The sequence below is a fragment of the Citrobacter rodentium NBRC 105723 = DSM 16636 genome (assembly GCF_021278985.1).
GTDB classification, from domain to species: Bacteria; Pseudomonadota; Gammaproteobacteria; order Enterobacterales; family Enterobacteriaceae; genus Citrobacter_A; species Citrobacter_A rodentium.
This window is the reverse complement of the sequence record NZ_CP082833.1, coordinates 3,026,097-3,049,221: the sequence shown is the minus strand read 5'-3', so window position 1 is coordinate 3,049,221 and position 23,125 is coordinate 3,026,097. Positions and strand designations below refer to the sequence as shown.

Sequence of the window (23,125 nt, the reverse complement as noted above, 5' to 3'; positions counted from 1 at the left end):
TTTTGGTGGATCACATCATCTCAATAATATCATCATCGTTCGGCCTGCCGCCGCTCAGCGCCTCATCGAAGTAGTGCTTCGGCACGGTATAGCGCAGACGATCGAGGGCAAACTGCATACTGCGATCGTCAATCGCATGACCAAGATCTTCCACGATATCCAGCGTCACGTCTCCCCCCGCGCTGACCAGCGCCTCCTGCGCCGCGACGGCATGGGAAAGCTCAATCACCCGGTCTTCATCGCCGTGAATCAGGTGGACCGTAGTGGCGGTTGATGCCGTTTGCGGCAGGCTGGCGTAGCGTCCGTTGAAGGCGATCACCCGGGAAGCCAGCCCCGGCTGCGCCTTGATGCTCTCCAGCGCCATAATTGCCCCCTGCGAAAAACCGATTAGCGCCGTCGCGTTAGCCCCGACGCCGCTCTGCTGTTGCCAGTAGCGCACGGTTTCAATGAAAAGCGGCATGACGGCGTCCACGCGCGCCTGTCGATTTTCCTCGGTGACGTCCTGCACGGAAAACCACTGTCGGCCAGGCGCGACGCCGCCCGGCTCCGCACCGCCAATGCTCACCACCAGCGCCTGCGGAAAGACCGGGGCAAACCACGAACCGATTTCGCCCATCGCGACAGGGTTATCTCCCACGCCATGAAACAGCAGCAGCAGCTGTTGCGCAGGTTTTTCCGGACTTTGAACAATAAAATGGTCGTGTTTCATGGCGTTCTCCTTAGCTCAGGGAGTGAATTGTACGCCCCCCAATCGCCATGACCATGCCGGAAAATTGAAGGAGTTAGTGAAAAAATTGCCATTGCATAATGCGATCGCGCTCCTGCTGCGCGCGCGCAGGTTCCAGCGCCGACAGGGCCTGCGCCGCCTCCGCGCGCTGCTGTTCCAGCAGCGCTTTGCGGCCCGAAAGCTGCAATGCGCGACATAGCTGCGCGTCGCTTTGCCGCTCCTGCACGCAGCCGCGCAGGGCAGGTAACGCCAGCGGACTGGAGGCCAGCAGGCGGCTCAGGCAACCGAGCGAGGTCAGCAGCGGCCTGTGGGCAAAGGCGAAGCCCGCCAACGCGCGCCAGTCCTCCTCATTAAGCGTAGTCGCTTTCAGCGGCGTCACCGGGAGGGCTTCGCCGCTCCACTGGCTGAGAATCTCTGCATCACGGCGTAAACGCTGGTGCTCATTCTCCGCCAGCCGTTTTCCGGCTTCGGTAAGCGGCAGCATCGCCATCGCGGTATAGCAGCCGCTGCTCGCCTCGCGGTTATTGCCCATCCGTACCAGCGTAAAGCCGCAGCGCTGCCAGAAGCGCCACAGCTCAGGCGTATAGCCAAAGCTGACGGACAGATAATCGCAGTGCGCGTCACAGGCTCGGGCGATAAGCCGCTGGCCAATCCCTTCGCGCTGACGACCGGGATGGACGGCGATACGGCTGATTCGCCGCCCGGTCAGCGTGGCGGCCAGCGGATCGCCGCCGTGCGCCGCCAGCGACTGCGCCACCAGGTTGCCTCGCGGACGCCGGAAGCCAGCCCAGACGGCCTGGCTGAGTCCGGCGCTCAGACCGCCTTCCTCCACCAGCCATAGCGCGCCTGCAACCTCGCCAGCACAGGCGGCGTGGAAAAAATGCTGGCCCGGCGCGTCCATCATCCGGCGCAGATCCAGCGGCGAAGTACGATAATGCGCGCCGGACAGCAGACGATAAACCGCCAGCGGCAGTTCCGGATGCGTCTGCCAGCTTAGCGGCGTAAACGGGGCAATGGTGACTTCGCCCTGCGGCGTGGTGGCAAAATTATCGTCATCGAACGCCAGCGCCTCGCTGACCGTTTTCTCCAGCGGACACCCTTTCGCCCAGCGGACCGGCTGCTGTAGCTCAAAGCGCAGAAGCGCCGGAAAACGCGCGCAGAATTTCAGCAAAAAACCGCGCCCGGTCCCTTCGTAACCCTGCACGGTGGTGGTCAGCAATACGCGGGGAAAGCGTGAGACAAGGCGATGCAGCAACGGCGCGGGTATGGCCGCCGCTTCATCCACCACCAGCCAGTCGGCCTTCTCCTCTGAGGCCAGCAGCGCGTCCGGCGCCATAAAGCGGAACTTCTCGCCGGCAAACTGCGCCAGCACATCTGTCGCCGCCTTCGTTGGCGCGGTGACGATCGCCTGTCCGGAAAGATGGGCTATCAGCTGGCCCGCAAGCGCGGATTTACCGCGCCCGCGGGCGGCGGTAACGGCGGCAATCCTTTCAGGCATTTGCCGCAGCTGCGCAAGGATAGCGGATTGCTCCGGCAGCGGTTCGCCGGTTGCCGACTGCCACGCAGGGCGCCCGGGAAAATGCGTAACGCTCAACGACTGAGGCTGCCGCCAGCACAGCGTCTGACCGTCCGCCAGCAGGACACGGCAGAAATGGCGAACGAAATTGGGGGTGGGAATGGGCTGCGGGCAGTCACTCCAGCGCAGCGAGTCCGCATCCGGGCGCAAAGGCCACTGATCCAGCGGCGGAGCCAGCAGGACCAGCCAGCTCCCGGCGCGTAACGTGCCGCTCAGGGCGGCGAACGCCGCGGCGTCAAATCCCTGTTGCGCATCAAATACCGCATGACGAAACTCGCGCCCCAGCAGGGTTTGCAGCGTCCGGGGTGCACAGGAAGGCGCCCAGGGCGCATCAGGAGAAACCCACAGCCAGTCGCCGGGAAGTTGCTCGCGCAGCTGCTGCGCCTGCTCGCGACACCAGTCGCTTTCGCCGCTCAGCACCAGCAGGCGGCGAATCCCCTCGCGGGCCATCTGCCCGGTGAGGCTCTTTAGCGCAGCGTAGTCAGACATCCCTGCCTCAGAACTTAAAAACCTTTGCCGAAGGTATTACACTGCGCCGGATCGCCGCTGTCGAAACCGCGTTTAAACCAGCTGTAGCGCTGTTCGGAGGTGCCGTGGGTAAAGCTGTCCGGCACCACCCGTCCCTGGCTTTGCTGCTGGAGGCGATCGTCGCCGATGGCCTCGGCGGCGTTCAGCGCCTCTTCAAGATCGCCCACGTCCAGTACGCCCTGCTGCTGCATACTGTGTCCCCACACGCCGGCAAAGCAGTCGGCCTGCAGCTCCATCCGTACTGAGAGGTGGTTAACTTCCGTCTGCGAGGCGTTCTGCTGCAGCTGGCGAACTTTTGGCTCTATCCCCAACAGCTTCTGCACATGGTGGCCCACTTCATGGGCAATGACGTAACCCTGAGCAAAATCGCCGCCTGCGCCGAGCTTGTTTTTCATCTCATCGTAGAAGGAGAGATCGATATACACCGTTCCGTCCGCAGGGCAATAAAACGGCCCCATGACGGACTGCCCCGTTCCGCATCCGGTACGCGTCGCCCCGCGATACATCACCAGCTTCGGCTGTTGATAGGTGCGCCCCATTTTTTCAAACTGCTGTCCCCAGGTATCTTCTGTGGTTGCCAGAATGACTGAGGTAAATTTTGCCGCTTCATCTTCGTTCGGGCTAATCGAACGCGAAGCCTGCTGCTGCGAAACCGGTTGTCCGTTCATCAGACCGGTAAGGTCGACACCATAGTAGCCCGCGACCAGTACGACGATAAGCAGTATCAGCCCGCCCTTTCCGCTCGGCAGACGAAAGCCCGGACCGCCAAAAGAGGGACCGCCGCCCGAACGGCTACGCCTGTCTTCCACATTGTCACTTTCACGACGCCCTTGCCAGCGCATAAACACCTCAACTCTCTGTAGTCATTATGATAATGATCGTAGGCGGTTCAGCGCAGGATTACCACAGGAAAAACGCAATCGACGTGCAGGAAGCGGGCCGGAAAGGATATACCGGCCCGAAGGGAACGTTAGTCGAGATTCACACCCAGACGACGCGCAACGGTCTCATAGGCTTCGATCAGGCCGCCCAGGCTCTGACGGAAACGGTCTTTGTCCATTTTGTCGAGGGTTTCTTTATCCCACAGACGGCTACCGTCCGGGGAGAATTCGTCGCCAAGCACCACTTCGCCTTTATACAGACCAAACTCCAGTTTGAAGTCGACGAGGATGAGCCCCGCGTCATCGAACAGCTTCTTCAGCACGTCGTTGGCCTTGTAAGTCAGCTCTTTCATGCGCGCCAGGTTCTCTTTGCTGACCCAGCCAAAAGTCTCGCAGTAAGAGTCATTGACCATCGGATCGTGCATCGCATCGTTTTTCAGGAACAGATCGAACAGCGGCGGATTCAGTTCGATTCCCTCTTCAATACCCAGGCGTTTGACCAGCGAGCCCGCCGCACGGTTACGCACCACGCATTCAACCGGCACCATATCCAGCTTTTTCACCAGGCATTCGGTATCCGAAAGCAGTCGTTCCATTTGTGTCGGAATACCCGCCTCGGCCAGTTTGCTCATGATGAAGTGGTTGAACTTGTTGTTCACCATGCCTTTGCGATCAAACTGCTCAATGCGCGCGCCGTCTCCTGCTGACGTATCATTGCGGAATTCGAGCACCAACAGGTCCGGGTTTTCCGTGCTGTATACGGTTTTCGCTTTACCACGATACAACTCAGCTTGCTTTTGCATCTTCAATACTCCTGGGTGTGAATTAACGATAAAAATTCATTTACCACACACTTTCTCGCCGGATGGCGGCGTTGCCTTGTCCGGCCTACGCTCTGAGTGTGAATTAACGGTAAAAATGGCGTTTTTCTGCAGACGCACACGTTTGCGTATCATATCAGAAAAAAGGGCCGGATTTCTCCAGCCCTGTTTTTTACTTGCTAAACGCGGCCTGAAAAACGGCAACCAGCGCGTCGTTCTGGCTTTGCGTCAGGGTATGCCCCTTCGGATCGATAAACTGCATGCTGCTGCGGTTGTCTAAGTCGCCAACCTGCAATTTATAATCGCCGGAGGCAAGGCCCGGATCGCTTGCGCCCAGTTCGCGCCATTCGCTATCCGACAGCGGCTTATAGGTCACCGCCATGCTGCCCTGCGAACGGGTGCTGTCGGTAACCTTCATACCGGCTTTCTCCAGCGCCGCGGGCAGTCGCTGCCACACCACGTTGAACGGACCGCGCACCACCAGCATCGGCAGGCCGGTTTCATCGGCGGCGCTCTGCACGTCCATCGTCATAGCGGAACGGTTCTGCGCGGCATTTGCGGCGTCGGTCGCGTTCTTATCCAGTCCGGCCGAGATGACGTTCATCATCTCCGCGCTGTAGCGTTGCAGTGAAGCGGCATCCGCCACAGGCTTGCCCGCCTGCTCCAGATTGATAAGCTTCACCATCACCGCCTGCTGATAGCCCTGCGGTTTCACCGAGATTTGATAACGACCGCGATACTGCTGGTCTTCGTCAAGACGGTTCCACTCAACCCAGTCGGTCGTCAGGGTCTGGCTGGCGTCATCGCGCTTTTCAATCGTGTAGTTTTTTGACTGAATCACGCTGACTACCTGCGGCCACAGCGTGTTGCCGCGTCCGTTCTCCACCAGCAGCGTGGCGGTATCCCCGGCAAACTGGGTACGCGCTCCGCTGACCAGCGCCAGCGGCTGCGCAGGCGGGCGAATGTCCAGCGCTTTACCGACAGCGCCGCTGCCGTTGGTCACCGGGATGTTATAATCGCTCGTGGTCACCGGCAGGATCATTCCCGCTGGCGCATGGAGTTCAGCCAGCGGCGCGGCATCCAGATAGGATTCATCACCGCTCACCTGGCGCTTATAGCGCGAGTCGGAATTACAGGCCGCGAGCAGCAGAACGAGCGAAACACCCGCAACCCTGAACAGGCGCGACTTTTGTACTGAGTAAGCCATCAAATCTCCCTAAACTTTACAGCAAACCGGCATGCTTAAGCGCCGCTTTGACAATTTCACGACCACCGTCGGTGATCGGCGTCATCGGCAGACGCAGCGTATCGGTCGCCACAAGGCCCAACGCCTTACATGCCCATTTCACCGGGATAGGGTTGGGTTCGACAAACAGTTTGTTGTGTAACGGCATCAGACGCTGGTTAATGACCCGCGCCTCGGCAAAACGCCCTTCCGCCGCCAGTTTGCACATCTCAGCCATCTCGCGCGCCGCGACGTTAGCCGTCACGGAGATCACCCCGTGCCCGCCCAACTGCATAAAATCCATCGTGGTGGCGTCATCGCCGCTGAGCAGCAGAAAATCGTCTGAAACCAGCTCTTTGATCTGATGAACCCGACTTAAGTTCCCTGTCGCCTCTTTAATTGCGACAATATTTTTCAGTTCCGCCAGACGGCCTACGGTTTCCGGCAGCATATCGCAACCGGTACGGGACGGCACATTATACAGAATTTGCGGCAGGTCAGTATGTTCCGCGATGGCTTTGAAATGCTGGAACAGCCCTTCCTGGGTCGGACGGTTGTAGTAAGGCGTCACCGTCAGGCAGCCGACAATACCGCTGTCATTAAAACGCTGCGTCAGGCTAATGGCTTCCGCGGTCGCGTTCGCGCCCGTTCCGGCGATCACCGGAATACGCCCATCGGCCAGTTCCAGCGTCATCATCACCACGTCGCCATGCTCATCATGACTTAAGGTGGCTGACTCGCCGGTGGTCCCCACAGAAACGATCGCCGAGGTGCCGCTGGCGACATGATAATCAATCAGTTTTTTCAGGCTTGACCGGCAGACATTACCTTTCTCATCCATCGGCGTTACAAGCGCGACAATACTTCCCGTGAACATGAGCCATCCTCTGTGCAAACAAGTGTCTCAATGGTACGTTTGGTATGGCAATAAAAGCAAGTGACCAGAGCCCTTCTGGCTGTTGTACGGCGGTTTTTTTTATGCTTTCCTTATGATTACCCCACCCATCAAAGGAAGAACAGGTTTGACACCTTCATCGCAACATTATCTGGTTATTACTGCGCTGGGTGCCGATCGCCCGGGAATTGTGAACACCATCACCCGCCATGTCAGCAGCTGCGGCTGTAACATTGAAGACAGCCGACTGGCCATGCTGGGAGATGAGTTTACGTTTATCATGCTGCTTTCCGGCAGCTGGAATGCCATCACCCTGATCGAATCGACGCTACCGCTGAAAGGCGCAGAGCTGGATTTACTGATTGTCATGAAGCGTACCAGCGCCCATCCGCGCCCGCCGATGCCGGCAACGGTATGGGTTCAGGTCGACGTGCCGGATTCTCCTCACCTGATTGAGCGTTTCACCGCCCTGTTCGACAGCCATCAGATGAACATCGCGGAGCTGGTTTCGCGTACGCAACCGGCTGAAGATGAAAAGCCTGCGCAGCTGTACATCCAGATTACGGCGCACAGTCCGGCATCGCACGATGCGGAAAATATCGAGCAGGCCTTTAAAGCACTATGTACAGAACTCAATGCGCAAGGCAGTATTAACGTTGTTAATTATTCACAACATGATGAACAGGATGGAGTTAAGTAATGAATCCACTGAAAGCCGGTGACATCGCACCGAAATTTAGCTTGCCGGATCAAGACGGAGAACAAGTAAATTTGACCGACTTCCAGGGACAGCGTGTTCTGGTCTATTTCTATCCGAAAGCCATGACGCCGGGCTGTACCGTTCAGGCCTGCGGCCTACGCGATAACATGGATGAGTTGAAAAAAGCGGGCGTGGACGTGCTGGGCATCAGCACCGACAAGCCTGAAAAACTGTCCCGTTTTGCCGAAAAAGAGCTACTGAACTTTACCCTGCTGTCCGATGAAGATCACCAGGTCTGCGAGCAGTTTGGCGTCTGGGGCGAGAAATCCTTTATGGGGAAAACCTATGACGGCATTCACCGCATCAGCTTCCTGATTGACGCAGACGGTAAGGTTGAACACGTTTTCGACGACTTCAAAACCAGCAATCACCACGACGTGGTGCTGAACTGGCTGAAAGAAAACGCCTGATCTTCCGTTGATGATTCTGCCGGATGGCGGCTTCGCCTTATCCGGCCTACCCCCTGCCAGGTTGTAGGCCGGATCGCAGCGCCTTACTCGAAGGTGCCTTTCACGCACGCTCTCTTGTCACGTACCATCGCTTTGCCTTTCGCCCACAGGTGATTGACCTCCAGCGCCTCGTTCAGCACCAGAATGTCGGCATCGCATCCGACGGCTAAGCGGCCTTTCTGTTCCAGACCAAGGAACTCCGCCACCGTACGCGTCAGCGGGCACAGCGCCTCCGCCAGCGGCAGCTGGTGGTGATTGACTAACCGACGCAGGGTTTGCGCCAGCGAATCAAATCCCGCCACGCCAATGCCGATGAGGTTGCCGTGCTCATCAAATTCCGGCTGGCTGCCGTTACCGTCTGAGCTCAGGGTGATACGCGACAGCGGAACGTCATTCTGCAAGGCGGTGATAATCGCCGTTGCGGGATCGACCGGCTCATCAATACTGCTGGTTATGTCGATGTAGCCGCCTTCACGTGCGTATTCCAGCGCTGCATGGAACAGCGGCTCTGCGCGGTTGACATGGGTTGGCAGAAGCTTCGTGATCGGCACGTCGGCGCTGGCGAGGATCTCATACAGCGGCTCGAGCATACGCAGGCTGTTGCCCATGTGAAACACGCTGATGCCCGCCTTCTGACCTAACAGGCCGCCCACCCGCGACTGCGCGGCCATCGTCGCCAGCGCGGCGGCCGTCGGCGCAGAGGAGCGGTGATCCGAAATCGCGCATTTCACGCCGATGATCTTGTCAATCAGCGCCACGTCGCGATCCACGCTGCCGGTAATGGTCGGCGATGGCAGAGAGTAGGCGCCGGTGAGCATCCACGCGCTGATGCCCTCGGTTTCCAGAGCGCGGGTTTTGGCCAGCAGCGACTCCGGATGGCGGGTAATGCCATCGGTTCCCAGTAGCCCAACCACCGAGGTGATCCCGGCCTCAACCAGCCGCGACAAGCGAACCTCCGGCGTGCGGGTATGCGGGCCAGCCTCACCGCCGCCGCCAATCAGATGGACATGCTGGTCGATAAAGCCGGGGCAGACAATGGCACCCTCCAGATCGATACATTGGCAGCCGGGAAAATCGCCGGGGGCGATAGCCGGCGCGATCGCCACAATTTTACCGCCGGCGACCAGAATATCCTGCACGCCGAGATCCTCCGGCGCATAGACATGTCCGCGCTGAAACAGCGTCAGATTGAGAATTGAACAGTTCATAACCTTCCTTGTCAGACAATAAGTTGCATTACCCATATCGACACCAGCGCGTTAATCACGCATACGGCGATAATATGCGGATAATAGCGCGGATGTACCCCCGCCGTCCCGAGGCAGCGCCCCACGTTCTGCACCGGATTGCCCATCAGATAGATGGCGGGCAGCAGAACGGTGGCATCGTGACCGCTAAGAGAACCCGCGACCACCAGGCTCGCGCAAACGCCCACGCCGCCGCCCATACTCATTACCGCGGCCAGCAGGACGGTCGCCGACTCGCCCGGCAGTCCCCACAGCGCCATGACGGGCTCGAATACGCGGCCAACAATATCCAACAGCCCCGTCACTTTAAGCGCCTGAATAATCACAAACGCCATCACCACGTTAGGAAGCAGACTGGTCGTGGCGATGGTAAACCCGCGCCGCGCCCCGTCAATAAACATATCCATCACATTTTTATTTGTCTGTGCGGTCATCTTACGCCTCCCGCTGCAGGCGGCGGTTTTCAAGCTGCGAAATCCACAGCCTGAGCAGGTTCGCCCCCACAAATTTGAAGACTAAAATCACCGCCAGCGGCGTGATCACCGGCACGGTAATGGTGGTAAACAGCGCCGCGCCGGAGGAGAAATAGTTGGTGATACAGGCGCTGCCGCTGGTTTGCCAGGTGACGAAAATGGCGCGTTCCTGTTCAGAAATAATCCCTTCGTCGGCCAGTTCTTTGGTCATCCCCGCCGCGGCATCGGTATTTTGCAGGTTGGCAATCAGCGCCAGTGAGCAGATCCCCGGGATCCCAAGCAACGGGCGCAGGACCGGCGTCATCAGCTGCTGCGCGGCGCGCAATCCGCCTAACCCTTCGGTCACGGAGATAATACCGAGCGACAAAATCACCGATGGCGCCAGTTCAAGGGCGAAAAGAAAACCATCCTTCGCCCCGCTCCCGCCGGTTCCCCGAAACGACAGCGCGCTTTCTCCCGTGGCGCTTATATGACCAAACGCCCCGTTGAGTACGGTGAAATCAAAGACCCGCCACCACTCGGTGGATTTAGAAAACATCCCTGAAAAAAAGATAATGGTAATGAAAAAGGCGAGGTAGCCGCCCCATCCAACCTTTTGCTGCGTGTGCGTTGTGTGTTGCGTGTTGTGACCCATTTTTTCTCCTGTTGGTCTTATCCTTTGGTGACATAAATTCATCACGTGGGTCACGTTAAAGAGAAAAAATCAAAAAAACGACATTTCCGCCGCCAGATTCAGAAAATTTCTATGAAAAAATGATATCCGGCGACGGATTGTCGCCGGCAAGCGGCTTATGATTCGTCAGCAATCTGCGCGTCAGGCCAGGCATGCACCACAGCTTTGATCAATGTAGCCAGCGGAATAGCGAAGAAAACGCCCCAGAATCCCCACAGTCCGCCGAAGATCACGACGGAGAGAATGATCACCAGCGGATGCAGGTTCACCGCTTCGGAGAACAGCACCGGCACCAGCAGGTTGCCGTCCAGCGCCTGAATAATCAGATAGACCGCAAAACAGCTCCAGAACTCCGTTCCCAGGCCAAACTGGAACAGCGCAACGCCCACCACCGGCAGAGTGACCACAAAGGCGCCGATATAGGGGATTAAGACGGAGAAACCAACCAGCACCGCCAGCAGCAGCGAGTAGTTCAGCCCGAACAGCAGGAAGCCCAGCCAGGTCGCCACGCCGACCACCACCATCTCCAGCACTTTCCCGCGAATATAGTTGGTAATTTGCTGGTTCATCTCCTTCCAGACCTGCCCGGCCAGCCCGCGATTGCGCGGGAGCACCCGGCGCACCGCGTTCAGCATTTGCTCTTTGTCTTTGAGCAGAAAGAACACCATCAGCGGCACCAGCACCAGATAAACCGCCAGCGTCAGCAGGCCAACCAGCGAAGCGAGCGAATATTTCACCACCGAATCGCCCAGCGTCAGCATGCGCGTGCGCATATTTTCCGCCATAGCGTCGATGATGCCGGCGTCCATTAACGCGGGATAACGACGCGGCAGGGTGGCGGCAAAATCCGACAGCTTGTTCAGCATACCGGGCATATCGCGGATCAGGTAAATGCCCTGCTGCCACGCCACCGGCATCACCACCAGGGCCATCAGCAGCAGAATCCCCACGAAGACAATCAGCACGACGGAGGTCGCCAGACGGCGTGAACAGCCAATGGCTTCGAGACGAACCGTCGGCCACTCCAGCAGATAAGCCAGCACAATTGAGACCAGCAGCGGCGCCAGGAGCCCGCTAAAAAAGAACAGAATGCCAAACCCGGCAACCAGTATCACCAGCAGAGCAATCGCCTCGGGGTCGCTAAAGCGCCGACGATACCATTGCATTAACATTTCGAGCATAAAACCTTCCCTGAACCTCAATAGCGGGATTGCGATCCCGAATTGTATCCAAATGTCACAAAAAAGACTTCGCTTTTTATTGCTGATTCAGGAAACTGAAAAGTCATTTGTGCGGGGTATTCAGCAGCGGTTTTCACCGTTACACTGCCTTTGCTGGCGGAACGGGAACGATACTGCCCGGCATCGGTCAAATGAACATCTCAAAGAAAACAGGACAGAGGTTATGTTCAGGCAGTTTAAGAAAAACCTGGTTGCTACCCTCATTGCTGCGCTGACTCTCGGTCAGGTAGCGCCCGCGTTCGCAGACGCTGCGGACACATTGCCGGACATGGGAACGTCGGCGGCCGGCACGCTGACCATCGGGCAGGAAATGCAGATGGGCGATTATTATGTGCGTCAGCTACGCGGCAGCGCGCCGCTGATTAACGACCCGCTGCTGGTTAAGTACATCAACGGACTCGGGATGCGTCTTGTCTCTCATGCCGATTCGGTCAAAACCCCCTTTCATTTCTTTTTGATCAATAACGACGAAATTAACGCCTTCGCCTTCTTTGGCGGAAACGTGGTGCTGCACTCGGCGCTGTTTCGCTATGCCGATAATGAAAGCCAGCTCGCGTCGGTGATGGCGCACGAAATTTCCCACGTCACCCAGCGCCATCTGGCGCGGGCGATGGAGGATCAAAAGCGCAGCGCGCCGTTGACCTGGGTTGGCGCGCTGGGGTCGATTTTATTAGCGATGGCCAGCCCGCAGGCGGGAATGGCGGCGCTCACCGGTACACTGGCGGGCACCCGCCAGGAGATGATCAGCTTTACCCAGCAAAACGAACAGGAGGCGGACCGTATCGGCATTCAGGTGCTGCAGCGCGCCGGATTCGATCCGCAGGCGATGCCGACCTTCCTCGAAAAGCTGCTCGATCAGGCGCGCTATTCTTCCCGTCCGCCTGAAATTCTGTTGACGCACCCGCTCCCGGAAAGCCGTTTGTCGGACGCCCGTAACCGCGCCAACCAGATGCGCCCGGTAGTCGTACAGTCCTCGGAAGATTTTTATCTCGCGAAAGCGCGCACGCTGGGTATGTACAACTCCGGACGCAATCAGCTCACCAGCGACCTGCTGGATGAATGGGCAAAAGGCAACGTTCGCCAGCAGCGCGCCGCGCAATATGGCCGGGCGTTACAGGCGATGGAGGCCGGTAAATACGATGAAGCGCGCAAAGCGTTACAGCCTTTGCTCTCTGCGGAGCCTGGCAACGCCTGGTATCTGGACCTGGCCACCGATATCGACCTTGGCCAAAAGAAAGCGAATGAGGCCATTTCCCGGCTGAAAAACGCCCGCGATTTACGGATTAACCCGGTCCTGCAACTGAACCTGGCGAATGCCCTGCTACAGGGAGGTCAGGCGAGTGAAGCCGCATCGTTGCTTAACCGCTACACCTTCAATAATAAAGACGACAGTAACGGCTGGGATTTACTGGCGCAGGCGCAGGCCGCATTGAATAATCGCGATCAGGAGCTGGCGGCGCGTGCGGAAGGCTATGCGCTGGCGGGACGTCTCGATCAGGCGATTTCGCTGCTGAGCAGCGCCAGCTCGCAGGCGAAGCTGGGTAGCCAGCAGCAGGCACGCTATGATGCGCGTATCGATCAGCTACGTCAGCTGCAGGAACGCTTCAAACCCTACACAAGAATGTAGCCCTGAACTATTTGTCGGATAACGATGCTAAGGAGAAGTCATGTCAGAAGCGGTAAAAATTTACCACAATCCGCGCTGTTCCAAGAGTCGCGAAACGTTGAGCCTGTTGCAGGCAAACGGCGTGGAACCGGAAGTGGTGCTTTACCTCGAGACGCCTGCCGATGCGGCAACGCTGCGCCAGCTGCTGCAAATGCTGGGGATGACCAGCGCCCGCGAGCTGATGCGCCAGAAAGAGGATCTCTATAAAGAACTGAACCTGGCGGACGAAAAACTGACGGAAGACGATCTGATCCAGGCGATGGTGGAGAATCCGAAACTGATGGAGCGCCCGATTGTGGTCGCCAACGGACAGGCGCGCATTGGCCGTCCGCCGGAGCAGGTGCTGGACATCATCCGTTAATCATGACGCGCCGCCCTGCGGCGCTTCTTTTTTCACGCTTAACGAATTTTTCCGAGGCGTCTCGCACCCTTAATCTCTCAGTCGTTTATTTCTTTTCCTTTATGGTAGTTTTCAGCATATTAATAAAAGCAGGAAAAGGACGCCATGAAGAAAAAAGCCGCCCCGACACCGCATGATGCCGTGTTTAAACAATTTTTAACTCACCCCGAAACGGCGCGGGATTTTTTAGATATTCATCTCCCGCGCGCGCTGCATAAAATTTGTGACCTGAATACGCTCCGCCTGGAGTCCGGAAGCTTTATTGAAGAGACGATGCGCGCGTATTATTCTGATATTCTTTATTCGCTGACGACCCGCGCCGGTACGGGTTATATTTACGCGTTAATTGAACACCAGAGCTCTCCTGACCGGCATATGGCTTTTCGCCTGATGCGCTACGCCATTGCCGCTATGCAGCGCCATCTTGACGCCGGACACGATGAGCTACCGCTAGTCATTCCGGTACTCTTTTATCACGGTCTGGTCAGTCCCTGGCCTTACTCCATGCGCTGGCTGGATGATTTTACCCTCCCGTCGCTGGCGGAATGGTTTTATAACAGCCCATTTCCTTTAGTTGATATCACCGTGATACCCGATAGCGAAATTATGCAGCATCGCCGGGTTGCCCTGCTCGAATTACTGCAAAAACATATTCGCTTGCGCGATTTAAATGAATTAACAGATAAATTAATAATATTAATTAACCATAAGAACATTACACACTAGCAGCTCAAAACGATATTGCTTTATATTTATGAAAATGGAAAATTAGACGATCAGCACGCTTTTTTCAGACACTGGCAAATCAACCATCAGAATACAGGGAGACGATTATGACGCTGGCGGATTATCTGAGAAACGAAGGACATGAAAAGGGTATAGAGGAAGGTAAAAAGCTGGCGGCGCTGCGTATCGCAAAAGAACTGCTGAAAAACGGCCTTGCGCTGTCGCTGGTGCTCAACGTGACGGGACTCAGCGAAGCTGAATTAGATCGGCCCGAAACCGGGGACGGTGCCGCTAAAGCTTCAGGATCTCTTTAACAAAAGGAATGGTGAGCTTGCGCTGCGCCGTAATGGAGGCGTGATCGAGCTGATCCAGCGTCATAAACAGCGTACGCATTTCGCGATCCAGCCGCTTAAGCAAGAAACGTCCCACGTCTTCCGGCAGTTCAAAGCCACGCAGGCGCGCACGCAGCTGTAGCGCCTGAAGTTTGTCTTCATCCGACAAGGGCTGCAGCTTATAAATTTGTCCCCAGTCCAGACGCGAGGCCAGATCGGGCAGCCCCAGATTCAACTGACGCGGCGGACGATCGCCGGTGATCAGCAAACGCGTTTTGCCGGATTCAAGAATACGGTTGTAGAGATCGAAGATCGCCATTTCCCACAGTTCATCCCCGGCGACGCATTCGATATTGTCGATACAGACCAGCGACAGCTGTTCCATACCATCAAGCACTTCCGGGACAAACCAGGTACGTTTGTCCAGCGGCACATAGCCCACCGCATCGCCGCGTTGCGACAGTTCAGCGCACGCCGCGTGCAGCAAATGGCTGCGGCCCGCGCCTTCACGCGACCAGAGATAAATGTATCCGCTATGCTCCTGGCGCAGCACGTTTTGCAGTGCGGCCAGTAAAGAGGCGTTATCCCCCGGCCAGAAACTTGCGAAAGTTTCGTCGTCGGGAAGATAAAGTGGCAAAGAGAGCTGTGCCGGTGTGTTCAGAGATACCTCAACCCAGATTTCATAAAATCGCGATGAGTTTACCACAGAATTCTGTCGTGATAGAACCGGGCAGCATCACTGCCCGGTTTCTGCATTACTGCTGCGGCGTATCCGCGTCTTCTGCATCCAGCACCACTTCTTCCGGACGCAGGACGGAGATCAACTTGAAGATCAGGCTCAGACCGATGCCGACAATGGTCGCCAGCGCCATGCCTTTCAGCTCCGCGGCGCCGATATGCACCTTCGCGCCGCTGACGCCGATAATAAGAATGACCGAGGTCAGGATCAGGTTCTGCGCTTTGTTGTAGTCGACTTTCGACTCGATCAGCACGCGGATACCGGAAGCGCCAATCACCCCGTACAGCAGCAGTGATACCCCGCCCATCACCGGCAGCGGAATGATCTGGATCGCCGCCGCCAGTTTACCGACGCAGGAGAGAAGAATAGCGAAGATCGCCGCACCGCCGATCACCCAGGTGCTGTACACGCGGGTGATCGCCATGACGCCGATATTTTCGCCGTAGGTGGTGTTCGGCGTGGAACCAAAGAAGCCAGAGATCACCGTCGACAGGCCGTTAGCGAACATCGAACGATGTAAGCCCGGATCGCGCACCAGATCTTTTTTGACGATATTCGCCGTCACCACCAGGTGGCCGACGTGTTCAGCAATCACCACCAGCGCAGCAGGCAGAATGGTGAGGATGGCAAACCATTCAAAACGCGGTGTGTAGAAGGTCGGCAGCGCAAACCAGTGCGCCTCGGCGATCGGCGTGGTATCGACAACGCCCATCGCGAACGACAGCGCATAACCAGCCAGCACGCCGATGAGGATCGGGATAATCGCCAGGAAACCACGGAACAGAACGGAGCCAAACACCGTTACCGCCAGCGTCACCATAGAGATAATAATGGTTTTCGCCTCCGGTGACTGTCCTTCCGCCGGCAGCAATCCGGCCATTCCGGCGGCGACGCCCGCCAGTTCCAGACCAATCACGGCAACGATTGCGCCCATCGCCGCTGGCGGGAACATGACGTCCAGCCAGCCGGTTCCCGCCTTTTTCACAATGAAAGAGACCAGGCAGAACAGCACGCCGCACATAATGAAGCCGCCTAACGCCACTTCGTATCCCAGCGGCAGCAACAGCAGAACCGGCGAAATAAAGGCAAAGCTCGACCCTAAATAGGCCGGGATCTTCCCTTTACAGATAAACAGATACAGCAGCGTACCGATCCCGTTGAACAGCAGGACGGTAGCCGGGTTAATATGAAACAGAACGGGCACCAGCACGGTTGCGCCAAACATGGCGAACAGGTGTTGCAAACTCAGCGGGATTGTCTGTAAAAGCGGCGGTCGTTCACTCACCCCGATAGCGCGGCGTGTCATAAGTTTTCCTCTGAACAGGTTTTGTTATTAGCAGTTGAGTTGTTTTATTCAAAAAAAAGCCGACTCTTAAAGTCGGCTGATGATTAATTATTCATTTATTTAGTACCGAAGATCTTATCGCCGGCATCGCCAAGCCCCGGAATAATGTATCCGTGCTCGTTCAGCCCCTGGTCGATAGATGCGGTGTACAGTTCCACATCCGGATGCGCTTTCTCCAGCGCGGCGATACCTTCCGGCGCCGCCACCAGCACCAGCACTTTTATACTGCTGCAGCCCGCTTTTTTCAGCAGGTCGATGGTAGCGATAACCGACCCACCGGTCGCCAGCATCGGGTCGACGATCAGCGCCATACGCTCATCGATGTTGGAAACCAGCTTCTGGAAATAAGGGACCGGCTCCAGAGTCTCTTCATTGCGGTACATCCCGACCACGCTGATGCGCGCGCTCGGTACATTTTCCAGCACGCCTTCCATCATCCCCAGACCTGCGCGCAGGATAGGCACGACGGTAATTTTTTTCCCTTTGATCTGGTCGACTTCAACCGGGCCGTTCCAGCCTTCAATGGTGACCTTTTCGGTTTCCAGGCCCGCAGTCGCTTCGTAGGTCAGCAGACTGCCTACTTCCGAGGCGAGTTCACGAAAGCGTTTGGTACTGATGTCGTTTTCACGCATCAGACCCAGCTTGTGTTTGACGAGTGGGTGTTTGACTTCCACGATCTTCATACTCTTCTCCTTTCCTCAGACGAGTGGCAACCACAAAAAAATCGCCGGATTATACCGCTTTTCCCCCTGGGCGCAACATAACGTATGCATGATATGGATCAAGCAAAGCGATATACGTCTGGGTAATGAGTATAAAACACGCCCGCATTCTGTGCGGGGTGAACAGAAAAGCGGAGAGAAAAGCAGGCTCGCAAACGTTTGCTTTCCCTGCTAGAATTGCGCCGAATTTTACTTTTACCGCAAGAAACAACGTGGGGAACCAGGCAGTGACCGATAAAACCTCTCTTAGCTACAAAGATGCCGGTGTTGATATTGATGCGGGCAATGCCCTGGTGGATCGAATCAAAGGCGTAGTGAAGAAAACTCGTCGCCCGGAGGTCATGGGCGGGCTGGGTGGCTTCGGTGCGCTGTGCGCGTTGCCGCAAAAATATCGTGAACCGGTACTGGTTTCCGGCACTGACGGCGTGGGCACCAAGCTGCGTCTGGCGATGGATCTGAAACGTCATGACACCATTGGTATCGATCTGGTGGCGATGTGCGTCAACGATCTGGTGGTACAGGGCGCGGAGCCGCTGTTTTTCCTCGACTACTACGCGACGGGCAAACTGGACGTCGACACCGCTGCCAGCGTAATTAACGGTATCGCTGAAGGCTGTCTGCAATCCGGCTGCGCGCTGGTAGGCGGTGAAACCGCAGAAATGCCGGGGATGTATCACGGTGAAGATTACGATGTCGCTGGTTTCTGCGTCGGAGTAGTGGAAAAGTCAGAAATTATCGACGGCTCTAAAGTTGCCGATGGCGATGTGCTGATTGCGCTGGGCTCCAGCGGCCCGCACTCCAACGGCTATTCGCTGGTGCGCAAAATTGTGGAAGTCAGCGGTTGCGATCCGCAAACAACCGATCTCGACGGCAAGCCGTTAGCCGATCACCTGCTGGCGCCGACCCGCATCTATGTGAAATCGATTCTCGAACTGATCGAGAAGGCCGACGTACACGCCATTGCGCACCTGACCGGCGGCGGCTTCTGGGAAAATATTCCGCGCGTTCTGCCGGACAGCACCCAGGCGGTCATCAACGAATCGTCATGGCAGTGGCCAGCCGTCTTTAACTGGCTGCAAAACGCCGGCAACGTCAGCCAGCACGAAATGTATCGTACCTTTAACTGCGGAGTCGGGATGATTATCGCCCTGCCGGCAAGCGAAGTGGATAATGCGCTGGCTCTGCTGCGGGCAAAAGGTGAAAATGCGTGGAAAATCGGTCATATCAGGGCATCTGATGCCGAACAGCGCGTGGTTATCGAATAATGAATATTGTGGTGCTTATTTCCGGTAACGGAAGCAATTTGCAGGCGATCATTGATGCCTGTAAAGAGAAGAAGATCAAAGGCACCCTCCGGGCAGTATTCAGCAACAAGGCCGACGCGTTCGGCCTTGAGCGTGCCAGAACAGCGGGTATTGCGACCCATACGCTGACTGCCGATCGGTTTGCCAGCCGCGACGCCTACGATCGCGAACTGATGCTGGAAATTGACGCCTACGCGCCTGATGTGGTGGTGCTGGCCGGCTTTATGCGTATTCTGAGCCCGGCGTTCGTTGCCCATTACGCTGGACGCCTGCTGAACATCCACCCTTCCCTGCTGCCGAAATATCCCGGCCTGCATACCCATCGCCAGGCGCTGGAAAATGGCGATGAAGAGCACGGCACCTCGGTGCATTTTGTGACTGACGAACTGGATGGCGGCCCGGTCATTTTGCAGGCCAAAGTACCGGTATTCGAGGGCGATGATGAAGATGAGATCACCGCTCGCGTTCAGGCGCAGGAACACACGATTTATCCGCTCGTCATCCGCTGGTTTGTGGAAGGACGTCTGAAGATGCGCGACAACGCCGCCTGGCTCGACGGCCAGCCGCTGCCGCCGCAGGGATATGCGTCTGACGAATCATAACTTCTCTTCACAGGCCGGAAGTCAGCCCTCAACCCTCCGGCCTACTCTTCTTCCCTTCTTTATGTTATCAAACAGTTTATCGTCATACTTTTCTGGCACAGTTGGACATCTGAGAGCATTGCTCGCCATAATGATCAGGCAGTGTCCCGTGAATAAAACGGAGTATAGGTATTAATGGGTCAGGAAAAGCTATACATCGAAAAAGAACTGAGCTGGTTAGCGTTCAACGAGCGCGTGCTCCAGGAAGCGGCGGATAAATCAAACCCGTTGATTGAAAGGATGCGTTTCTTAGGCATCTATTCCAATAACCTTGATGAATTCTATAAAGTACGTTTCGCTGAGCTAAAGCGGCGCATTATCATCAGCGAAGAACAGGGCTCAAATTCGCACTCTCGCCATCTGCTGGGCAAAATCCAGTCCCGGGTGTTAAAGGCCGACCAGGAGTTCGACGGCCTGTATAATGAGCTCCTGCTGGAGATGGCGCGCAATCAGATCTTCCTGATCAACGAACGTCAGCTGTCGGCCAATCAGCAGGTCTGGCTGCGCCACTACTTCAAGCACTATCTGCGCCAGCACATCACGCCGATTTTGATTAACCGCGAAACGGATCTGGTTCAGTTCCTGAAAGATGACTATACCTACCTGGCGGTGGAGATTATTCGCGGCGATTCGATTCGCTATGCGCTGCTGGAAATTCCTTCGGATAAAGTACCACGCTTCGTGAACCTGCCGCCGGAAGCGCCGCGCCGCCGCAAGCCGATGATCCTGCTGGATAATATTCTGCGCTACTGCCTGGATGACATCTTCAAAGGCTTCTTCGATTACGACATGCTGAACGCCTATTCAATGAAGATGACCCGCGACGCCGAATACGATCTGGTGCATGAGATGGAATCAAGCCTGATGGAGCTGATGTCATCCAGCCTGAAACAGCGCCTGACCGCCGAACCGGTACGCTTTGTCTATCAGCGCGACATGCCTAATGCGCTGGTGGAAGTGCTGCGCGAGAAGCTGACCATCTCGCGCTATGACTCCATTGTGCCCGGCGGACGTTACCATAACTTCAAAGATTTCATAAACTTCCCTAACGTAGGCAAAGCGAACCTGGTGAATAAGCCGCTGCCGCGCCTGCGTCATCTCTGGTTTGATAAAGAGACGTTCCGTAACGGCTTTGAGGCGATTCGCGAACGCGACGTACTGCTTTACTACCCCTATCACACCTTTGAGCACGTACTGGAACTGCTGCGTCAGGCCTCATTCGACCCGAGCGTGCTGGCAATCAAAATTAACATCTATCGCGTGGCGAAAGATTCGCGAATTATTGATGCGATGATCCACGCAGCCCATAACGGTAAAAAAGTGACCGTTGTGGTGGAGCTGCAGGCGCGATTTGATGAAGAGGCCAACATCCACTGGGCGAAGCGCCTGACGGAAGCGGGCGTGCACGTCATCTTCTCCGCGCCAGGGCTGAAAATTCACGCCAAGCTGTTCCTCATCTCGCGTAAAGAAGGCGATGAGGTGGTGCGTTACGCCCATATCGGCACCGGCAACTTCAACGAAAAAACTGCGCGCCTGTATACCGACTACTCGCTGTTGACCGCCGATGCGCGGATCACTAACGAAGTGCGCCGGGTGTTTAACTTTATCGAAAACCCGTATCGCCCGGTAACCTTTGATTATCTGCTGGTATCGCCACAAAACTCGCGCCGCCTGCTGTATGAAATGGTGGACCGTGAAATCGCTAACGCCCAGCAGGGGCGTCCCAGCGGCATCACGCTGAAGCTGAATAATCTGGTGGATAAAGGGCTGGTCGACCGCCTGTATGCGGCTTCCGGCTCCGGCGTAACGGTGAATCTGCTGGTTCGCGGCATGTGTTCGCTGATTCCATTTCTTCCGGGCATCAGCGATAATATTCGTGTTATCAGCATTGTTGACCGCTACCTTGAGCATGACCGGGTCTATATCTTTGAAAACGGCGGCAACAAGCAGGTTTATCTTTCTTCCGCGGACTGGATGACGCGTAATATCGACTACCGCATCGAAGTGGCGACGCCGGTGCTCGACCCGCGCCTGAAGCAGCGGGTGCTGGATATTATTGACATTCTGTTCAGCGACACGGTAAAAGCCCGCTATGTCGATAAAGAACTGAGTAATCGCTACGTGCCGCGTGGAAACCGCCGTAAGGTGCGGGCACAGCTGGCGATTTATGACTACATCAAATCACTCGAGCAACCAGATTAACGCTATGCCAATACACGATAAGTCCCCACGACCGCAGGAATTTGCGGCGGTCGACCTTGGCTCAAACAGTTTTCACATGGTGATCGCCCGCGTGGTGGACGGCGCCATGCAAATTATCGGCAGGCTCAAACAGCGCGTGCATCTGGCTGACGGTCTTGGTGAAGATAACCGGCTGAGCGAGGAAGCCATGGAACGCGGGCTGAGCTGCCTGTCGCTGTTTGCCGAGCGTCTGCAGGGCTTCTCTCCTTCCAGCGTCTGTATCGTGGGCACCCATACGCTGCGCCAGGCGCTGAACGCCACCGATTTCCTGAAGCGCGCGGAAAAGGTCATCCCCTATCCGATCGAAATTATTTCCGGTAACGAAGAAGCGCGCCTGATCTTTATGGGCGTTGAACACACGCAGCCGGAAAAAGGCCGCAAACTGGTTATTGATATTGGCGGCGGCTCAACGGAGCTGGTGATTGGCGAAAACTTCGAACCAAAGCTGGTCGAAAGCCGCCGGATGGGCTGCGTCAGCTTTGCGCAACTCTATTTCCCGGGCGGGGCCATTAACAAAGAGAATTTCCAGCGCGCCAGAATGGCGGCGGCGCAGAAGCTCGAAACCCTGGCGTGGCAGTTTCGCATTCAGGGCTGGAACGTCGCGCTGGGCGCATCCGGCACCATCAAAGCCGCCCACGAAGTCCTGCTGGCGATGGGCGAAAAAGATGGCTTCATCACGCCGGAACGTCTGGACAGGCTGATTGCGGAACTGTTGCAGTACCGCAACTTTGATGAACTGAGCCTGCCGGGTCTGTCAGAAGAGCGAAAAGTGGTGTTTGTGCCGGGGCTGGCGATTCTCTGCGGGGTATTCGATGCGCTGGCTATCCATGAACTGCGCCTTTCCGACGGCGCGCTGCGCGAAGGCGTACTGTATGAAATGGAAGGCCGCTTCCGCCATCAGGATGTTCGCAGCCGTACCGCCAGTAGCCTGGCGAACCAGTACAATATCGACAGCGATCAGGCAAGACGCGTGCTGGAAACCACCATGCAGATGTACGATCAGTGGCAGACGCAGCAGCCGAAGCTGGCGCATCCGCAGCTTGAGGCCCTGCTGAAATGGGCGGCCATGCTGCATGAGGTGGGACTGAATATTAACCACAGCGGCCTGCATCGCCATTCAGCCTACATTCTGCAAAACAGCGATTTGCCCGGTTTTAACCAGGAGCAGCAAACCATGATGGCGACGCTGGTTCGTTATCACCGTAAAGCGATTAAGCTTGACGATCTGCCCCGCTTTACGCTGTTCAAAAAGAAACAGTATCTGCCGTTGATCCAGCTGCTGCGTCTGGGCGTCCTGCTGAATAACCAGCGCCAGGCCACCACCACGCCGCCCAGGCTGACGCTCATCACCGACGACAGTCACTGGACCCTGCGCTTCCCGCATGACTGGTTTAGCCAGAACGCGCTGGTGCTGCTCGATCTGGAAAAAGAGCAGCAGTACTGGGAAGCCGTAACCGGCTGGCGCCTGAAAATTGAAGAAGAACGTTCGCCGGAGATTGCCGCCTGAAGCATG

The 23,125-nt window shown here is 56.6% G+C and carries 21 protein-coding genes and 1 pseudogene; 9 read left to right on the top strand and 13 right to left on the bottom strand.

The window, feature by feature from the left end:
* Positions 1-10: 10 nt before the first annotated feature.
* The 6 genes from ypfH to dapA form a co-directional block, all read right to left on the bottom strand.
* A complete protein-coding gene (gene ypfH, locus K7R23_RS14360; RefSeq protein WP_012906608.1) occupies positions 11-709 on the bottom strand; it encodes an esterase in 699 nt (232 codons plus the stop codon).
* Between the two features lie 73 nt (positions 710-782).
* Complete coding sequence (locus tag K7R23_RS14355; RefSeq protein WP_012906609.1) at positions 783-2,792, bottom strand: tRNA(Met) cytidine acetyltransferase TmcA; 2,010 nt, start codon at positions 2,790-2,792, stop codon at positions 783-785.
* Positions 2,793-2,806: 14 nt separating this feature from the next.
* Entirely contained in the window at positions 2,807-3,673 is an 867-nt protein-coding gene (gene ypfJ, locus K7R23_RS14350) for a KPN_02809 family neutral zinc metallopeptidase (protein ID WP_012906610.1), read from the bottom strand.
* A 128-nt stretch (positions 3,674-3,801) separates the two neighbouring features.
* Positions 3,802-4,515 (bottom strand): phosphoribosylaminoimidazolesuccinocarboxamide synthase, encoded by a 714-nt coding sequence (gene purC / locus K7R23_RS14345; protein WP_012906611.1) that lies wholly within the window; start codon positions 4,513-4,515, stop codon positions 3,802-3,804.
* Positions 4,516-4,705: 190 nt separating this feature from the next.
* Positions 4,706-5,740, bottom strand: coding sequence for an outer membrane protein assembly factor BamC (gene bamC / locus K7R23_RS14340; protein WP_012906612.1), 1,035 nt, complete (start codon positions 5,738-5,740; stop codon positions 4,706-4,708).
* Positions 5,741-5,756: 16 nt separating this feature from the next.
* A complete protein-coding gene (gene dapA, locus K7R23_RS14335) occupies positions 5,757-6,635 on the bottom strand; it encodes a 4-hydroxy-tetrahydrodipicolinate synthase (protein ID WP_012906613.1) in 879 nt (292 codons plus the stop codon).
* A gap of 145 nt (positions 6,636-6,780) precedes the next feature.
* Here dapA and K7R23_RS14330 point away from each other — a divergent pair, with 145 nt between their 5' ends.
* Entirely contained in the window at positions 6,781-7,353 is a 573-nt protein-coding gene (locus K7R23_RS14330; protein ID WP_012906614.1) for a glycine cleavage system transcriptional repressor, read from the top strand.
* Positions 7,353-7,823, top strand: coding sequence for a thioredoxin-dependent thiol peroxidase (gene bcp / locus K7R23_RS14325; RefSeq protein WP_012906615.1), 471 nt, complete (start codon positions 7,353-7,355; stop codon positions 7,821-7,823). Before K7R23_RS14330 ends, bcp begins: the two co-directional genes overlap by 1 nt.
* 83 nt (positions 7,824-7,906) lie before the next feature.
* Here bcp and iadA read toward each other — a convergent pair whose 3' ends face one another.
* The 4 genes from iadA to K7R23_RS14305 form a co-directional block, all read right to left on the bottom strand.
* Positions 7,907-9,070, bottom strand: coding sequence for a beta-aspartyl-peptidase (iadA, locus tag K7R23_RS14320; protein ID WP_024132763.1), 1,164 nt, complete (start codon positions 9,068-9,070; stop codon positions 7,907-7,909).
* An 11-nt stretch (positions 9,071-9,081) separates the two neighbouring features.
* The gene (locus K7R23_RS14315) at positions 9,082-9,543 is read right to left on the bottom strand and encodes a YjiG family protein (RefSeq protein WP_012906617.1); all 462 of its coding nucleotides are present in this window, start codon (positions 9,541-9,543) and stop codon (positions 9,082-9,084) included.
* 1 nt (position 9,544) lies between these two features.
* Positions 9,545-10,216 (bottom strand): nucleoside recognition domain-containing protein, encoded by a 672-nt coding sequence (locus tag K7R23_RS14310; RefSeq protein ID WP_024132764.1) that lies wholly within the window; start codon positions 10,214-10,216, stop codon positions 9,545-9,547.
* A gap of 155 nt (positions 10,217-10,371) precedes the next feature.
* Positions 10,372-11,436 carry an AI-2E family transporter gene (locus tag K7R23_RS14305; protein ID WP_012906619.1) on the bottom strand — a complete coding sequence of 355 codons (1,065 nt, stop codon included), beginning with the start codon at positions 11,434-11,436 and terminating at the stop codon, positions 10,372-10,374.
* A 223-nt stretch (positions 11,437-11,659) separates the two neighbouring features.
* Here K7R23_RS14305 and bepA point away from each other — a divergent pair, with 223 nt between their 5' ends.
* The 3 genes and pseudogenes from bepA (at position 11,660) to K7R23_RS14290 (ending at position 14,602) form a co-directional block, all read left to right on the top strand.
* Complete coding sequence (gene bepA, locus K7R23_RS14300) at positions 11,660-13,123, top strand: beta-barrel assembly-enhancing protease (protein WP_012906621.1); 1,464 nt, start codon at positions 11,660-11,662, stop codon at positions 13,121-13,123.
* Between the two features lie 40 nt (positions 13,124-13,163).
* Entirely contained in the window at positions 13,164-13,523 is a 360-nt protein-coding gene (gene arsC / locus K7R23_RS14295) for an arsenate reductase (glutaredoxin) (protein WP_012906622.1), read from the top strand.
* Positions 13,524-13,667: 144 nt separating this feature from the next.
* Positions 13,668-14,602: pseudogene (locus tag K7R23_RS14290) on the top strand (Rpn family recombination-promoting nuclease/putative transposase).
* On the opposite strand, the gene K7R23_RS14285 reads toward K7R23_RS14290, so the two are convergent.
* The 3 genes from K7R23_RS14285 to upp all read right to left on the bottom strand — a co-directional run bounded on the left by K7R23_RS14285 (position 14,580) and on the right by upp (position 17,387).
* Entirely contained in the window at positions 14,580-15,281 is a 702-nt protein-coding gene (locus K7R23_RS14285; protein ID WP_217968118.1) for a DnaA inactivator Hda, read from the bottom strand. The pseudogene K7R23_RS14290 and the gene K7R23_RS14285 sit on opposite strands and share 23 nt — an antisense overlap.
* 94 nt (positions 15,282-15,375) lie before the next feature.
* Complete coding sequence (gene uraA / locus K7R23_RS14280) at positions 15,376-16,665, bottom strand: uracil permease (protein ID WP_012906624.1); 1,290 nt, start codon at positions 16,663-16,665, stop codon at positions 15,376-15,378.
* Positions 16,666-16,760: 95 nt separating this feature from the next.
* Positions 16,761-17,387: a uracil phosphoribosyltransferase gene (upp, locus tag K7R23_RS14275; protein ID WP_003037929.1), complete on the bottom strand. Its 627-nt coding sequence runs from the start codon at positions 17,385-17,387 to the stop codon at positions 16,761-16,763.
* 266 nt (positions 17,388-17,653) lie between these two features.
* Here upp and purM point away from each other — a divergent pair, with 266 nt between their 5' ends.
* The 4 genes from purM to ppx all read left to right on the top strand — a co-directional run bounded on the left by purM (position 17,654) and on the right by ppx (position 23,119).
* A complete protein-coding gene (purM, locus tag K7R23_RS14270) occupies positions 17,654-18,691 on the top strand; it encodes a phosphoribosylformylglycinamidine cyclo-ligase (RefSeq protein WP_012906625.1) in 1,038 nt (345 codons plus the stop codon).
* Positions 18,691-19,332, top strand: coding sequence for a phosphoribosylglycinamide formyltransferase (gene purN, locus K7R23_RS14265; protein WP_012906626.1), 642 nt, complete (start codon positions 18,691-18,693; stop codon positions 19,330-19,332). Before purM ends, purN begins: the two co-directional genes overlap by 1 nt.
* Positions 19,333-19,506: 174 nt before the next feature.
* Positions 19,507-21,573, top strand: a complete 2,067-nt coding sequence (ppk1, locus tag K7R23_RS14260; RefSeq protein WP_012906627.1) for a polyphosphate kinase 1 — start codon at positions 19,507-19,509, stop codon at positions 21,571-21,573.
* A 4-nt stretch (positions 21,574-21,577) separates the two neighbouring features.
* Positions 21,578-23,119 (top strand): exopolyphosphatase, encoded by a 1,542-nt coding sequence (gene ppx, locus K7R23_RS14255; RefSeq protein WP_012906628.1) that lies wholly within the window; start codon positions 21,578-21,580, stop codon positions 23,117-23,119.
* Positions 23,120-23,125 lie beyond the last annotated feature (6 nt).

Bases quoted from the DNA above. Each gene is read 5' to 3' on its own strand.
- ypfH (WP_012906608.1), bottom strand. From the start codon at position 709: ATGAAACACGACCATTTTATTGTTCAAAGTCCGGAAAAACCTGCGCAA.
- K7R23_RS14355 (WP_012906609.1), bottom strand. From the start codon at position 2,792: ATGTCTGACTACGCTGCGCTAAAGAGCCTCACCGGGCAGATGGCCCGC.
- ypfJ (WP_012906610.1), bottom strand. From the start codon at position 3,673: ATGCGCTGGCAAGGGCGTCGTGAAAGTGACAATGTGGAAGACAGGCGT.
- purC (WP_012906611.1), bottom strand. From the start codon at position 4,515: ATGCAAAAGCAAGCTGAGTTGTATCGTGGTAAAGCGAAAACCGTATAC.
- bamC (WP_012906612.1), bottom strand. From the start codon at position 5,740: ATGGCTTACTCAGTACAAAAGTCGCGCCTGTTCAGGGTTGCGGGTGTT.
- dapA (WP_012906613.1), bottom strand. From the start codon at position 6,635: ATGTTCACGGGAAGTATTGTCGCGCTTGTAACGCCGATGGATGAGAAA.
- bcp (WP_012906615.1), top strand. From the start codon at position 7,353: ATGAATCCACTGAAAGCCGGTGACATCGCACCGAAATTTAGCTTGCCG.
- iadA (WP_024132763.1), bottom strand. From the start codon at position 9,070: ATGAACTGTTCAATTCTCAATCTGACGCTGTTTCAGCGCGGACATGTC.
- K7R23_RS14315 (WP_012906617.1), bottom strand. From the start codon at position 9,543: ATGACCGCACAGACAAATAAAAATGTGATGGATATGTTTATTGACGGG.
- K7R23_RS14310 (WP_024132764.1), bottom strand. From the start codon at position 10,216: ATGGGTCACAACACGCAACACACAACGCACACGCAGCAAAAGGTTGGA.
- K7R23_RS14305 (WP_012906619.1), bottom strand. From the start codon at position 11,436: ATGCTCGAAATGTTAATGCAATGGTATCGTCGGCGCTTTAGCGACCCC.
- bepA (WP_012906621.1), top strand. From the start codon at position 11,660: ATGTTCAGGCAGTTTAAGAAAAACCTGGTTGCTACCCTCATTGCTGCG.
- arsC (WP_012906622.1), top strand. From the start codon at position 13,164: ATGTCAGAAGCGGTAAAAATTTACCACAATCCGCGCTGTTCCAAGAGT.
- uraA (WP_012906624.1), bottom strand. From the start codon at position 16,665: ATGACACGCCGCGCTATCGGGGTGAGTGAACGACCGCCGCTTTTACAG.
- upp (WP_003037929.1), bottom strand. From the start codon at position 17,387: ATGAAGATCGTGGAAGTCAAACACCCACTCGTCAAACACAAGCTGGGT.
- purN (WP_012906626.1), top strand. From the start codon at position 18,691: ATGAATATTGTGGTGCTTATTTCCGGTAACGGAAGCAATTTGCAGGCG.
- ppk1 (WP_012906627.1), top strand. From the start codon at position 19,507: ATGGGTCAGGAAAAGCTATACATCGAAAAAGAACTGAGCTGGTTAGCG.
- ppx (WP_012906628.1), top strand. From the start codon at position 21,578: ATGCCAATACACGATAAGTCCCCACGACCGCAGGAATTTGCGGCGGTC.